The organism is Serinicoccus chungangensis, from assembly GCF_006337125.1.
Taxonomy (GTDB): Bacteria; Actinomycetota; Actinomycetes; order Actinomycetales; family Dermatophilaceae; genus Ornithinicoccus; species Ornithinicoccus chungangensis.
This window is the reverse complement of the sequence record NZ_CP040887.1, coordinates 1,494,421-1,507,397: the sequence shown is the minus strand read 5'-3', so window position 1 is coordinate 1,507,397 and position 12,977 is coordinate 1,494,421. Positions and strand designations below refer to the sequence as shown.

Sequence of the window (12,977 nt, the reverse complement as noted above, 5' to 3'; positions counted from 1 at the left end):
AAAGCCCCTGACCGGCATACCTGCTGGTCAGGGGCTTGTTGGTGGACGATACTGGGATCGAACCAGTGACCTCTTCCGTGTCAAGGAAGCGCGCTACCGCTGCGCCAATCGTCCCTGCGCGGTGGACCCGCGAGTGCGAGGTGGAGACGGGATTCGAACCCGTGTATACGGCTTTGCAGGCCGCTGCCTCGCCTCTCGGCCACTCCACCGTGAGGCATCTGGTGGTGGTGCCTCAGAGCGGATGACCGGGCTCGAACCGGCGACCTCAACCTTGGCAAGGTTGCGCTCTACCAACTGAGCTACATCCGCCTGCTCCGCTGTCTCCAGCGGCGCGAGATGAAACAGTAGCCGACGTCGGCAGGCGAATCAAAATCACCCCGCGCGGCGCGCGGCGCGCGGCGCAGCGCTCAGCGCGGCCCCGGTATGCCGTCCATGGCGGCGATCCGGTCTGCCTCCTCGTCGTCGGTCGGGGCGTCCGCGGCGAGCTCGGTCCGGCGCGCCCGGACGCGGGCCTCCCGGGTCGACCTGCGCTCCTCCCACCACTCGTGGACCCGCGCCCTCGGCCCGCGGTACTCGGGCGGCGGCCACAGCCGACGGATCGCGGCGTTGAGGGAGGCGCCGACGAGCACGGCGAAGGACAGGAAGTAGAGGTAGACCATGAGGATGATCGGGGCGGTCAGCGGACCGAAGACCGAGAAGCCACCGGCCGCCATCTCGGCCCAGCGCCGGATGAGCAGGGAGCTCACCACCCACAGGAGGATCGTCAGCAGCGCCCCCGGCAGGTCCCGCCAGAACGGCGAGCGGGCGGGGGTCGCGACGTGGAAGAGCCCGGTGAGGCTGACGAGGCCCAGGAGGCCGACGAAGGGCCAGTACAGCTCGACGAGCAGGTCCAGCCGGGGCGGCAGCCAGCGCAGCAGGTAGCCCGGCCCGATGAGCAGCAGCGGCAGGGTCAGCCCCATGACGACCGTCGAGGCGAGGTATGCCGTGAGCGAGAGCACGCGCGCGCCGACCGGTCCGCGGTCCCCACCCTGGCCGTACATGATCGAGATGGCGTCGAGGAAGATGTGCAGCGCCCGCGACCCCGACCACAGGGCGATGAGGAACCCGACGGACAGGTAGTCCCCGCGCCGGGCGCTGAGGGTCTGCTCGAAGGTCGGCATGATGACCTGGTCCACGGCCTGCGGAGTGAGGAAGGTCAGGGTCCACTGCTCGAGAGCGCTGCTCATCCGCGCCAGCGTCTGCGGCCCGAGCCACTCGGAGGCGAAACCCGCGCCGGCGACGAGGGCGACGAGCAGCGGCGGCAGCGACAGCAGGGTGAAGAAGGCGGCCTCGGCGGCGAGCCCCGTGGCGCGGTAGCGGAAGGCCACGACGGCCGTCTCGGCGGTCAGTCGCACGGCAGGCACCGCCCCCGGCACGGGCGCGATGGCCCGGCGCAGACGGCGCCGGAACGTCACGTCCACCACAGTCACAGGCGTCACGCTAGCCCCGTCCGTCACGCGCGCGCGGGAGGCGTGCCGGGACGGCCGCCGTCATGCCGGTCATGTCCCGGCCCGTAGACTGGGTCCCCGGTGACGACGCGGTCGACCTCCCGCGACTCCCGCAACACGAAAGGCCCCACCCCCCGATGGACCTCTGGCCCGGCTCGGCATACCCCCTGGGCGCGACCTTCGACGGACGCGGCACCAACTTCGCCCTCTTCTCCGAGCACGCCACCGCGGTGGACCTGTGCCTCGTCAACGACCGCTCGATCGAGACCACGGTGCCCCTCACCGAGGTCGACGCGCACGTCTGGCACGGGTACGTGCCGAACTGCCAGCCGGGTCAGCGCTACGGCTTCCGGGTGCACGGACCCTACGAGCCCTCCGAGGGCCACCGGTTCAACCCGCACAAGCTGCTGCTGGACCCCTACGCCAAGGCCATCGCGGGTCAGATCCGCGGCCACCAGGGCCTGTTCGCCTACGACTTCGGCGACCCGACCTCCTACAACACCGACGACTCGGCGCCGCACACCATGACCTCGGTCGTGGTCAACCCGTTCTTCGACTGGGGCCACGACCGACCGCCGCAGCACGCCTACCACGACAGCGTCATCTACGAGGCGCACGTCAAGGGCCTGACGATGAACCACCCGGAGGTGCCGCCGGAGATCCGCGGCACCTATGCCGGTGTCGCGCACCCGGCCGTCGTGGACCACCTCACCGCCCTGGGCGTCACCGCCGTGGAGCTGCTGCCCGTGCACCAGTTCGTCGACGACCCGCACCTGCAGGACCAGGGGCTGTCGAACTACTGGGGCTACAACACCATCGGCTTCCTCGCCCCGCACAACGGCTACTCCGCCTACGGGCACCGCGGCCAGCAGGTCACCGAGTTCAAGTCGATGGTCAAGACGCTGCACGAGGCGGGCATCGAGGTCATCCTCGACGTCGTCTACAACCACACGGCGGAGGGCAACCACCTCGGCCCGACGCTGTCCTTCCGGGGGATCGACAACGCCAGCTACTACCGCCTCGTCGACTACGACAAGGCCCACTACTACGACACGACGGGCACCGGCAACAGCCTGCTCATGCGCTCCCCGCACGTGCTGCAGCTCATCATGGACAGCCTGCGCTACTGGGTCACCGAGATGCACGTCGACGGGTTCCGCTTCGACCTCGCGGCGACCCTGGCCCGGCAGTTCCACGAGGTCGACAAGCTCTCCGCCTTCTTCGACATCGTCCAGCAGGACCCGGTGATCTCCCAGGTCAAGCTCATCGCCGAGCCGTGGGACCTGGGCGACGGGGGCTACCAGGTCGGCAACTTCCCGCCGCTGTGGACCGAGTGGAACGGCAAGTACCGCGACACCGTCCGCGACTACTGGCGCGGGGCGCCCGCGACCATGGGCGAGTTCGCCTCCCGCATCACCGGCTCCAGCGACCTCTACGAGCACAGCGGGCGGCGCCCGTACGCCTCGATCAACTTCGTCGTCGCCCACGACGGCTTCACCCTCGCCGACCTCGTGTCCTACAACGAGAAGCACAACGAGGCCAACGGCGAGGGCGGTGCCGACGGCGAGGCGCACAACCGGTCGTGGAACTGCGGCGTCGAGGGCCCGACCGACGACCCGCAGGTGCGTGCGCTCCGGCTGCGCCAGCAGAAGAACTTCCTGGCCACGCTCATGCTGAGCCAGGGCGTGCCGATGCTGGCCCACGGGGACGAGATGGGTCGCACCCAGCAGGGCAACAACAACGTCTACGCCCAGGACAACGAGCTGGCCTGGATGGACTGGGACCTCGACCCCGACCAGGCCGACCTGCTCGACTTCACCTCCCGGCTCATCGCGCTGCGCAAGGAGCACCCGGCGTTCCGCCGGCGCCGCTTCTACCTCGGGGACGCCGAGCACGGCGGCCAGAGCGACCTCGGTGACATTCACTGGTACTCCCCCACCGGCGAGGTGATGACCGAGGAGCGCTGGCACAGCCGCGAGCAGGCGGTCATGGTCTTCCTCAACGGCGAGGCCATCAGCGAGCGGGACGACCGCGGCCGCGAGGTGACCGACGACCACTTCCTGCTGCTCTTCAACGGCCACCACGAGGCCGTCGACTTCACCGTGCCGGACGGGGTCAACACCCCCACCTGGCAGGTCGTCGTGGACACCAGCGGGGACGAGCTGGACGACGACGTGCCGTGGGAGACCGGTGGGACGCACGAGGTCCCGTCACGGGCCGTCGTCGTGCTCCAGGCCACCCCCCGGCCCGAGCTCTCGGCCGAGTAGTCGGGCTCAGACCTCCGAGGCCGCCAGGCGGGCCTGCTGCTCCTCGACGTCGAAGTCGGCCTGGGGCCAGGCGAGGTCCAGGCCGCGCAGGTGCTCCAGGAGCAGCTGCTGGACGGCGAGCCGGGCATACCACTTGCGGTCCGCCGGGACGACGAACCAGGGCGCGTGCTCGGGGCTGCAGCGCTCCAGCAGCGCCTGGTACGCCTCCTGGTAGTCCGCCCAGTGCTCCCGCTCGTCGAGGTCACGCGGGTTGAACTTCCAGTGCTTCTCGGGTCGAGCGAGGCGCTCGGCGAGGCGGGCCTTCTGCTCCTGCGGGCTGATGTGCAGCATGACCTTGACGATGGTGACCCCGTCGGCGGCGAGCTTCTCCTCGAAGGAGTTGATGGTGGCGTAGCGGCGCTTCCACTGGCCCGGCGGCACGAGGTCGTGGACCCGGACGACGAGCACGTCCTCGTAGTGCGACCGGTCGAAGACGCCGATCATGCCCGGTCCGGGCAGCGCCCGGCGGATCCGCCACAGGAAGGGGTGCTTCTTCTCCTCCGCGCTCGGCGCCTTGAAGGCCGTGTGCTCGACGCCCTGCGGGTCGACGGCCCCCACGACGTGGCGCATGATGCCGCCCTTGCCGGCGGTGTCCATGCCCTGCACCACGAGCAGGACCCGTCGCCGCGCGCCCGCCCGGGACTGGGCGTAGAGCTGCTCCTGAAGGGTGTCGAGCTCGGCGTCGGCAGCGGCCAGCGCGTCCTTGCCGGCCTGCTTGTCCCCGGCGAAGGCCGGGGTGGAGCGCGGGTCGACCTCCGCGAGGGTGAAGCCCTCGCCCACCCGGAGCGCGTCGGTGAAGGTCACCGGCTCCGTTGGCGCCGTGACGTCCTTCTTCGACCCCTTCTTCGCGGCCTTCGCGGCCTTCGCGGCCTTCGCGGCCTTCTGGGTGGGCTTCGCGTCCTTCTTCTTCGCCATCGGCGCAGTCTGGCAGAACCCGCGCCGTCCGTCAGCGCAGACGGGTCCGCAGCAGCAGGTCGCCCTCCCACCGCAGCAGGTGCGTGAGCCGCCCGGTGAGACCCGGGAGGGCCGTGCTGGCGGGCAGGAGGAGCTGACCGTCTCCCCCGGCCAGCACCGGCCGCACCGTCACGCACAGCTCGTCGACGGTACCGGCGCCCACCCACGCGCCGAAGAGCGCCGGGCCCCCCTCGACGACCACGCGGTCCCAGCCGTGCCGGCCGCAGACCTCCAGGACCTGCCCCGGGGGGACGTCCGCGCCGTCCCCGGAGACGACGTGGACGTCCGGGTGGTCGGCGAGCTCGGAGGGCACGTCACCGCTGCGGGTGACCACGACCAGCGAGGTGCCCTCGAGCGGTCCGTAGCCCTCCTCCCGCGCGGTGCCGGCCCCCACCACGACCGCCTGGGCCCAGCGCCGCAGCGTGGCGAAGGCGGCGCGGTCGCCGTCCGAGCCCTCGTTGAGGCTGCCGCTGCGCCCGTCCGGCCCGGTGGCGCGGCCGTCGAGGGTGGTGATGAACCCGCCCCGCACCCACGGGCCGGCCGCGCGGTCGGGCGGCACGGCATACCAGTCGTCGAGCTCGGCCTCGCTCAGCGGGCCACGCCCGGTCCGCACGTCAGGTCCGTCCACGTCCGCCTCCTCGGCCCTCACCGCAGGAAGGAGGCCACGAGGTCCTCCCAGAGCGAGGGGTTGGTGTTCCACTCCTGGCAGTGCCGCGCCTGTGGCCAGACGAAGGTCTGCACCAGGCCGGGTCGCCGGCGCGCGAGGTCCTGGGACGGGCCGAAGGGGACGGTGTCGTCGGTCGCCGAGTGGATGATGAACATCCGGTGCGTGACCTCCTCGGCCCGGTCCACCCAGTTGGTGGCCGCCACGTCGACCGGCTCGGCGATGCGCAGCAGGTGCCGCGAGGCGCGGCTGCGCAGCAGGCTCCGGGCCAGCTGCTCCACCGGTCGCGGGATGAGGTGCAGGTCGGCCTGGTGGGCCAGCACCGAGCCCCAGTCGATGACCGGCCCGTTGAGCACCACCCGGTGCACCCGGTGGGCCACGTCGGAGCGGTTGAGCGCCTGCAGGACGAGCGCCCCACCCATCGACCAGCCCACCAGCACGATCCGGCGCGCCCCGTGGGCCAGGGCGTAGCGCAGCGCGGCGTCGATGTCGCGCCACTCGGACAGCCCGAGGCTGTAGCGGCCGTCGGAGGACGGCGGGGCGCCGATGTCGTTGCGGTACATGGGGATCAGGCAGGTGTAGCCCAGCCGGTGCAGCACCGGGACCGCGCGCAGCGTCTCGCCGCGCTGGGCGCTGCGGCCGTGCACCAGCACGGCCCAGTCGTCCTGGTGCGCCGTCGCGGAGGCCGCCCCGGGCACCCGCCAGGCCGGCAGGTCGCCCACGTCGGAGGTGACCAAGACGTCCTCGTGCTCCAGCCCCAGGGAGCTGCCCGGGTCGCCGCAGTAGAAGTACTTGTTCCAGCGGGCCGGCCCCGGCCCGAGGTCGCCCTCGTCCACGCCCAGCAGCTCGCGGGTCACCACCGTCTGCCGGCGCGACCCCCTCGCCCCCTCCTCCTCGTGCGCCGGCTCGACGACCTCGCCGACGCGGGCGTGGCCGGCGCCGCCGTCCAGCCACAGGCCGTAGCGGCCCGAGGACGTGGTCTGCGGGTCGGCCCGCAGCGTGACCGTGCCCGCGTCCCGGTCCACCGCGACGACGGTGACGTCGTCCTTCTTCTCGTGCTCGGGGGTGATGATGCGGTGCGCGAAGTAGGTCGCGGTGCCCATGGAGACGGCGCCCCCGAGGGCGGCTCCCCCGGCGACCGCCGAGCCGACGGCGGCCGCGCGGCCGGCCGCGGTCATCCGCCCGCTCACGACATTCCCCGCCCACCGCCCGCGGTCACCGGGGCGCCGAGGACGTCGGCCAACGGGAAGTCCACCGGCTGCTCCAGCTGGTCGAAGGTGCAGCTCTCGGGGTCGCGGTCCTCGCGCCAGCGCAGGAACTGCGCGGTGTGCCGGAACCGGTCGCCCTCGAGGTAGTCGTAGCGCACCTCGACCACGCGCTCGGGCCGCAGCGGCGTGAACGACAGGTCCTTGCCCGCCGCCCAGCGCGACCCCTCGCTCTTGCGCGGGGTGTCACCCTGCACCTGGGACGCCCAGTCCCACGGGTGGCCCTCGAACCCGGTCACCCACGCCTGCAGCTCGGTGAAGAGCTCGCGCCGTCGCGCCATCGGGAAGGAGGAGCTGACCCCGACGTGGGCCAGCCTCCCCTCGTCGGTGTAGATGCCGAGCAGGAGGGAGCCGATCGCCTCCTCGCTGCTCTTGTGGGTGCGGTAGCCGGCGACCACGCAGTCGGCCGTGCGGGTGTGCTTGAGCTTGGTGAGCACCCGCTTGTTCTGCTGGTAGGGGGCCTCCGGGTCCTTCCCGATGATCCCGTCCAGCCCGGCGCCCTCGAAGTCGACGAACCACCTCATGGCGAGGTCGACGTCGTCGGTGAGCGGCGACAGGTGGACCGAGCCGACGCTGACGTCGGGCAGCACCGCCTCCAGCCGGGCGCGGCGCTCGCGGAACGGCATACCGGTGAGGTCCTCGTCGTCGAGCGCGAGCAGGTCGAAGGCGACAAAGGCGGCCGGGGTCGCCTCGCTGAGCATCCGGACCCGGGAGTCGGCCGGGTGGATCCGCTGGCCGAGCGCCTCGAAGTCGAGCCGCTGCCCGGTCGGCGAGGCGAGCACGATCTCGCCGTCGACCACGCAGCGCCGCGGGAGCTCGGCACGCACCGCCTCCACGAGCTCGGGGAAGTAGCGGGTCATCGGCTTCTCGTTGCGCGAGCCCAGCTCGACCTCGTCGCCGTCGCGGAAGACGATGGAGCGGAATCCGTCCCACTTCGGGTCGTAGAGCCAGCCGGGCGGCAGCGCGGCGGCGGGCTTGGCGAGCATCGGCGTGACCGGGGGCATGACGGGCAGGTCCACGACGTCAGTCTGCCCGATGGCACCGACAGAGGAGAGGTATGCCGCTGCTCCCCCGCCGTCGGGGCGGCTCAGTAGGCTGGAGCGGGTGAGCGGCATCGTGAGGATCGACGGCGTGGTGCGCGACTACGCCTGGGGGCGCCCGGGGGGCATCTCGACCGCCCGCGGCCGCGAGCCGGGCGACGGCCCGGAGGCCGAGCTGTGGCTGGGAGCACACCCCGCCGCGCCCAGCCCGGTGACCTCCGAGGGCCCGGACGGTGCCGCGTGGCCCGACCTCAGCGCCTGGGAGTCCGGGACGGGCCGCACCCTGCCCTTCCTCATGAAGCTGCTGGCCGCTGGGTCGCCGCTGTCGCTCCAGGCCCACCCGGGCCCCGACCAGGCCCGCGCCGGCTTCGACCGGGAGGAGGCCGCGGGCATCCCCCGGGACGCACCGGGGCGCAGCTTCCGCGACCCGAACGCCAAGCCCGAGGTGCTGCTGGCGGTCGAGGACGGCTTCGAGGCGCTCTGCGGCGTCCGGCCGGTGACCGAGGTCGTCGCGGTGCTGGACGGTCTCGGGGCGCAGGTGCCCTCGGGGGGGCTGGCGCGCTGGCGCTCGGCGCTCACCGAGGCCTCGTCGGAGGCACAGGGGGTGCGGGACGCCCTCGGGTGGCTGCTCTCCGGCGACCCCCTGGTGGGCGACCTGGTGAGGGGGATCACCGCGGCCGAGCCCCCCGACCCCGACGTCCGCCGCCTGGTGGCGCTGCTGCACACCCACCACCCGGACGACCCGGGGATCGCGGTCGCCCTCATGCTCCACCGCGTCACGCTGGCGGCGGGCGAGGCGCTGTGGCTCGCGCCGGGGACCATCCACGCCTACCTCGGCGGTCTGGGCGTGGAGGTCATGGGCCCCAGCGACAACGTCCTGCGCGGCGGGCTCACCGGCAAGCACGTCGACACCGACGAGCTGCTGCGGGTGCTGGACACCACTCCTGGCCCGCCTCCCCTGCTCCCGCCGACCAGCCTCGGGCCCGGGGCGCAGGCCTACCGTCCGAGCACGCAGGAGACCGGCGGCACCGTGCCCTGGCAGCTGGTGGCGGTGACCGGCCCGGCCGAGGTGGCTGCCGGCGGCCCCGCGGTCGCGCTCGTGCTGGAGGGGCAGTTCACGCTGCGGACCGGGCGCCCCGGCGCCCCGGGGAGCGGGCTGACCCTGGCCCGCGGCGAGGCGGGTCTCGTCGACCACCCCGGCGACATCACGCTCGAGGGCTCGGGTGCCCTCTACCTCGCGACGACCGTGATCTGACCGGCCCCCTCGCAGGAGGTCCCGTGGGAGTCGGACATGGACCCGACCTCCACGGGACCCTCTCGACCAGGGGGCGGTGGCCGGCCGTGCTCAGGCCTTCTCCACCCGGTTGCCGTCCTCGTCCCAGTGCTCGGCGACCTTCTTGGACGGCTGGACCCGCGGCGGCTCCCCCGGCATCTTGGGGTGGTCCGGCGGGAAGTTGAGCTCGCCCAGCCCGCGCTCCAGGTCGGCCTCCCACAGCGCGTAGGCACCGTCGACCACCCCCGGGGACGCGTGCAGGTCGGCCCAGGCGTCGCCGTGCTCGGCCAGGAACGCGGGCACGGTGTGCAGGGTGAGCGCCGTGGGGTCGACCGCGCCGAGCTGGTCCCAGGTCACCGGCACCGAGACCGGGGCGCCGGGCAGGATGCGGGTGCTCCACGCGGCCGCCAGGGTGCGGTCCCGCGTGGCCTGGTTGAAGTCGACGAAGATCCGCTCGCCGCGCTCCTCCTTCCACCACGCCGTCGTCACGAGGTCGGGCTGGCGCCGCTCGAGCTCGCGCGCGAGGCCGATGACGGCGTGCCGGACCTCGAGGAACTCCAGGCGCGGCTCGATGGCGGCGAAGACGTGCACCCCCCGGTTGCCGGTGGTCTTGACGAAGGGCGTCAGCCCGGCCTCACCCATGACCTCGCGCAGCGCGGTGGCCGCCTCGACGACGTCGGCGAAGGCCCGCCCGGACTGCGGGTCCAGGTCGATGCGCAGCTCGTCCGGGTGGTCGTTGTCGCCGGATCGCACCGGCCACGGGTGCCAGGTGACCGTGCCCATCTGCGCGGTCCAGAGCAGGGTCGCGAGATCGCCCTCGTCGACGACCAGCTGCGGGTGGCTCCGCCCCGAGGGATAGGTGCAGACCGTGGTCCGCGACCACTCCGGCACCCCCTTCGGCGGGTTCTTGGAGTAGAACTCCTCGCCCTCGATCCCGCCACGGACCCGCTGCAGGGTGACCGGTCGGTCGGCCAGCGCGCGCAGCATCGGCTCGGCGACGGCCTCCAGGTATGCCGCGAGGTCGGCCTTGGTGATGGCCGCGCCGTGCTCGGTGGCCGGCCAGACGACCTTGTCCGGGCTGGAGAGCCGCACGTCGCGTGCCTGGCCGTCGGGCCCCGGGGCGGTGAGGGTCTGCGCGTCGGCGGGCATACCGACAACCTAGCGGCACAGGGACGGCGCACCCCGTCACGGACGCAGACCCGATGCGGAAGCAATCGGGCGGCTGCGTCGTTGTCCCGGTCATGAGCCACCACAGCACGCCCGCGACCGACGCCAGCAAGCCCGACGCGAAGGGCTACCGCACCACCCGCTCGGAGCAGGAGTGGCGCGAGCAGCTCTCCCCGGAGGAGTACGCCGTGCTGCGCGAGGCCGGCACCGAGCGTCCCTTCGTCGGTGAGTACACCAACACCACGACCGAGGGCGTCTACGCCTGCCGCGCCTGCGGCACCGAGCTCTTCCGCAGCGAGACGAAGTTCGAGAGCCACTGCGGGTGGCCGAGCTTCTACTCCCCGCTCGCCGAGGACCGGGTCGAGTACCTGCGCGACGACTCCCTGGGTCGCACCCGCACCGAGGTGCGGTGCGCCTCCTGCGGCTCCCACCTGGGCCACGTCTTCGAGGGTGAGGGCTACGACACCCCCACCGACCAGCGCTTCTGCATGAACAGCATTGCGATGACGCTGCAGCCGAAGCAGGGCTGACCCGGCGCATCCACCGTCGCCCACGGCGCACCCGCCGTGGGCGACGGCCGACGGTCGGCGCGTCGGCGCAGCCTCAGGGCAGGCCGGCGACGAGCGTCGGCAGCTCCACCCGCGGACCGGTGTAGAACGGGATCTCCTCGCGCACGTGCAGGCGCGCCTCGGTGTTGCGCAACTCGCGCATGAGGTCGACGATGCGGTGCAGCTCGTCGGCCTCGAACGCCAGCAGGAACTCGTAGTCCCCGAGCGCGAAGCTGGCGAGCGTGTTGGCCAGCACGTCCTTGTAGTCGCGCGCCGCCTCGCCGTGCTCGCGCAGCATCCGGGAGCGGTCACCCGCGTCCATGACGTACCAGTCGTAGGAGCGCACGAAGGGGTAGACGCACAGGTAGTCCTTGGCGGGGTGCCCGGAGAGGAAGGCCGGCACGTGCCCGCGGTTGAACTCCGCCGGCCGGTGGATCGCGACGTTGCTCCACACCGGCTCCAGGTGCTGACCCAGGGCGGTCTGCCGGAACTGCTGGTAGGCCCGCTGCACCGTCTCGACGTGCTCGGCGTGCCACCAGACGAGGAGGTCGGCGTCCGCGCGCAGGGCCGAGACGTCGTAGACGCCGCGCACGACCAGGCCCTCGCCCTCCAGGGTCGCGAAGAGCTCCTCGACCTCGGTGGCCAGGGCGGCCCGGGCCTCGCCCCGGGGCAGCGGGGTCACGGCGCGGAAGACGGAGTAGGCGGCGTAGCGGATCGAGGCGTTGATCTCCTCGGCCTGCTCGGTGGTGGAGTGGGAGTAGTCGGCCATGCCTCTCATTGTCCCTGGGCGAGGTCGGCCACGGCACGCCGGGCCGAGGCGATGCAGGCCGGGATCCCGACCCCGTCGTAGGTGGCGCCGCAGACCGCGAGCCCGGGGACCCGGGCGACGTCGGCACGCACCCGCTCGACGAGGTCGAGGTGCCCCACGGCGTACTGCGGCAGCGCCCCGCCCCACCGCTGCACGTGCGCGTCCACCGGGGGCGGCAGCGGCCGATCCAGGGCCTCGCCCAGGTCGGCGAGCGCCGCGTCGAGGAGCTCGTCGTCGGGGCGCTGCAGCGTGGTCTCCTCGCGGTGCCGCCCGATCGAGGCCCGCAGGAAGGTGAGGTGCCGGCCGGTCCCCCCGGCGTCCCGGCCGAGGTCGTGCACCCACGCCCACTTGGTGGCGCTGAAGGTCGCCGCCTTGATGGTGCGCCCGTCGACCGGGGGCACGAGGATGCCGGAGCCGTCCAGCCCGCCCAGCGCCGCGGTGTCGAGGGCGAGGGTGAGCACCGCCATGGACGCCGTCTCGACACCGCCGAGCGTGCGGGACGCCCCGGGCGCCACCCCCGCGAGCAGCCGGGCCGTGGGGGCGGGCGGCAGGGCGAGGACCACCCGGTCGGCCCGGTATGCCGTGGGGCTCGGTCGCGGACCGGTCACCACCTCGAAGCCCCCCTCGGGCAGCCGGCGCAGCTCGCGGGCGACCGCCCCGGTCTCGAGGCGGACACCCGCGTCGGTCAGGGTCCGGGCCAGGGCGCGCGGCCAGCGGTGCAGGCCGCCACGGACCCCGGCGAAGACGGGGGCGGCGGCCGCCGACTGGGTGCCGTCGGTCGGGGCGGGCAGCAGCCGGCCGGCGGCGTCCTGCAGCCGCTGCCCGTCCTGGGCCGCGCGCAGCAGGGCGGGCAGCGCCGCCCGGGCGGAGAGCAGCCGGGCGTGGCCGGCGTAGACCCCGCCCAGCAGCGGCTCCACCAGCCGCTCGGCGACGGCCGCCCCGAGCCGGGAGGCCACCAGGTCACCGACCGAGACGTCGTCCTCCTCCAGCGGCTGCGGCACCTCCGCGAGGGCCCGGGCCACCTCCTGCTCGCTCAGCACCCCGTCCAGCAGGGTCGGGTCCGCTGGCACCCCCATGAGCGTGCGGGGCGGGAGCAGGTGGATGTGCCCGCGGCTCCACACCTGCGCCCGCGCCCCGGTGGGGTGGACGAGGTCGTCGCCGAGCCCGGCGCGGGCCACCAGGTCCGTCCCCTCGGGGCGTCGGGCGAGCATGGCCTCGGCCCCGGTGTCCACCAGCTGCCCCGCGACCTGCTCCCCGCGCAGCTTGCCGCCCACGCGGTCGGCCCCCTCGAGCAGGGTGACCTCGTCCCCGGCCGGCACGCGTCCGTCCCCGGTGAGCAGCGCCGTCGCCGCCGCGAGACCGCTGATGCCGCCGCCGATGACCAGGGTGGACGTCATACCTCCAGCGTCTCACCCGGGACGTCGACCCGCGGGTGCGGGGCCGTGACCCGACCGTGACCGGACCG

General features: G+C 73.3%; 11 protein-coding genes and 3 tRNA genes. 3 read left to right on the top strand and 11 right to left on the bottom strand.

Features of this window, described 5'->3' with window-relative positions; translation table 11 throughout:
* Positions 1-39 precede the first annotated feature (39 nt).
* The 4 genes from FHD63_RS06705 to FHD63_RS06690 form a co-directional block, all read right to left on the bottom strand.
* Positions 40-114 (bottom strand) — tRNA-Val (locus FHD63_RS06705).
* Between the two features lie 24 nt (positions 115-138).
* Positions 139-209 (bottom strand) — tRNA-Cys (locus FHD63_RS06700).
* A gap of 27 nt (positions 210-236) precedes the next feature.
* A tRNA-Gly gene (locus FHD63_RS06695) sits at positions 237-309 on the bottom strand.
* Positions 310-407: 98 nt separating this feature from the next.
* Positions 408-1,469 (bottom strand): YihY/virulence factor BrkB family protein, encoded by a 1,062-nt coding sequence (locus tag FHD63_RS06690; RefSeq protein ID WP_158296728.1) that lies wholly within the window; start codon positions 1,467-1,469, stop codon positions 408-410.
* A gap of 155 nt (positions 1,470-1,624) precedes the next feature.
* Between FHD63_RS06690 and glgX the strand changes: the two genes are divergently transcribed.
* Complete coding sequence (glgX, locus tag FHD63_RS06685; protein WP_139721172.1) at positions 1,625-3,754, top strand: glycogen debranching protein GlgX; 2,130 nt, start codon at positions 1,625-1,627, stop codon at positions 3,752-3,754.
* A 6-nt stretch (positions 3,755-3,760) separates the two neighbouring features.
* Here the strand turns inward: glgX and FHD63_RS06680 are convergent, their stop codons facing one another.
* The 4 genes from FHD63_RS06680 to FHD63_RS06665 are packed head-to-tail and all read right to left on the bottom strand — an operon-like array spanning position 3,761 to position 7,695.
* A complete protein-coding gene (locus FHD63_RS06680) occupies positions 3,761-4,708 on the bottom strand; it encodes a PPK2 family polyphosphate kinase (RefSeq protein ID WP_139721171.1) in 948 nt (315 codons plus the stop codon).
* Between the two features lie 31 nt (positions 4,709-4,739).
* Positions 4,740-5,375 carry a dihydrofolate reductase family protein gene (locus FHD63_RS06675; RefSeq protein WP_158296727.1) on the bottom strand — a complete coding sequence of 212 codons (636 nt, stop codon included), beginning with the start codon at positions 5,373-5,375 and terminating at the stop codon, positions 4,740-4,742.
* 17 nt (positions 5,376-5,392) lie between these two features.
* On the bottom strand, positions 5,393-6,601 hold the full coding sequence (locus tag FHD63_RS06670) for an alpha/beta hydrolase (protein ID WP_238705793.1): 1,209 nt from the start codon (positions 6,599-6,601) through the stop codon (positions 5,393-5,395).
* Complete coding sequence (locus FHD63_RS06665; protein WP_139721168.1) at positions 6,598-7,695, bottom strand: ATP-dependent DNA ligase; 1,098 nt, start codon at positions 7,693-7,695, stop codon at positions 6,598-6,600. Before FHD63_RS06665 ends, FHD63_RS06670 begins: the two co-directional genes overlap by 4 nt.
* A gap of 85 nt (positions 7,696-7,780) precedes the next feature.
* Here FHD63_RS06665 and manA point away from each other — a divergent pair, with 85 nt between their 5' ends.
* Complete coding sequence (gene manA, locus FHD63_RS06660; RefSeq protein WP_158296726.1) at positions 7,781-8,971, top strand: mannose-6-phosphate isomerase, class I; 1,191 nt, start codon at positions 7,781-7,783, stop codon at positions 8,969-8,971.
* Between the two features lie 90 nt (positions 8,972-9,061).
* Here manA and ligD read toward each other — a convergent pair whose 3' ends face one another.
* Positions 9,062-10,138 carry a non-homologous end-joining DNA ligase gene (ligD, locus tag FHD63_RS06655; RefSeq protein ID WP_139721164.1) on the bottom strand — a complete coding sequence of 359 codons (1,077 nt, stop codon included), beginning with the start codon at positions 10,136-10,138 and terminating at the stop codon, positions 9,062-9,064.
* Between the two features lie 92 nt (positions 10,139-10,230).
* Here ligD and msrB point away from each other — a divergent pair, with 92 nt between their 5' ends.
* Positions 10,231-10,686 carry a peptide-methionine (R)-S-oxide reductase MsrB gene (msrB, locus tag FHD63_RS06650; RefSeq protein WP_139721162.1) on the top strand — a complete coding sequence of 152 codons (456 nt, stop codon included), beginning with the start codon at positions 10,231-10,233 and terminating at the stop codon, positions 10,684-10,686.
* 73 nt (positions 10,687-10,759) lie between these two features.
* Here msrB and hemQ read toward each other — a convergent pair whose 3' ends face one another.
* Both hemQ and hemG read right to left on the bottom strand, forming a co-directional pair.
* Positions 10,760-11,473, bottom strand: coding sequence for a hydrogen peroxide-dependent heme synthase (gene hemQ, locus FHD63_RS06645; protein WP_139721160.1), 714 nt, complete (start codon positions 11,471-11,473; stop codon positions 10,760-10,762).
* A 5-nt stretch (positions 11,474-11,478) separates the two neighbouring features.
* The gene (gene hemG, locus FHD63_RS06640) at positions 11,479-12,909 is read right to left on the bottom strand and encodes a protoporphyrinogen oxidase (protein ID WP_139721158.1); all 1,431 of its coding nucleotides are present in this window, start codon (positions 12,907-12,909) and stop codon (positions 11,479-11,481) included.
* Positions 12,910-12,977 lie beyond the last annotated feature (68 nt).

Excerpts from the sequence above, each read along its gene's own strand:
- glgX (WP_139721172.1), top strand. The coding sequence starts at position 1,625 with ATGGACCTCTGGCCCGGCTCGGCATACCCCCTGGGCGCGACCTTCGAC.
- FHD63_RS06680 (WP_139721171.1), bottom strand. The coding sequence starts at position 4,708 with ATGGCGAAGAAGAAGGACGCGAAGCCCACCCAGAAGGCCGCGAAGGCC.
- ligD (WP_139721164.1), bottom strand. The coding sequence starts at position 10,138 with ATGCCCGCCGACGCGCAGACCCTCACCGCCCCGGGGCCCGACGGCCAG.
- msrB (WP_139721162.1), top strand. The coding sequence starts at position 10,231 with ATGAGCCACCACAGCACGCCCGCGACCGACGCCAGCAAGCCCGACGCG.
- hemQ (WP_139721160.1), bottom strand. The coding sequence starts at position 11,473 with ATGGCCGACTACTCCCACTCCACCACCGAGCAGGCCGAGGAGATCAAC.
- hemG (WP_139721158.1), bottom strand. The coding sequence starts at position 12,909 with ATGACGTCCACCCTGGTCATCGGCGGCGGCATCAGCGGTCTCGCGGCG.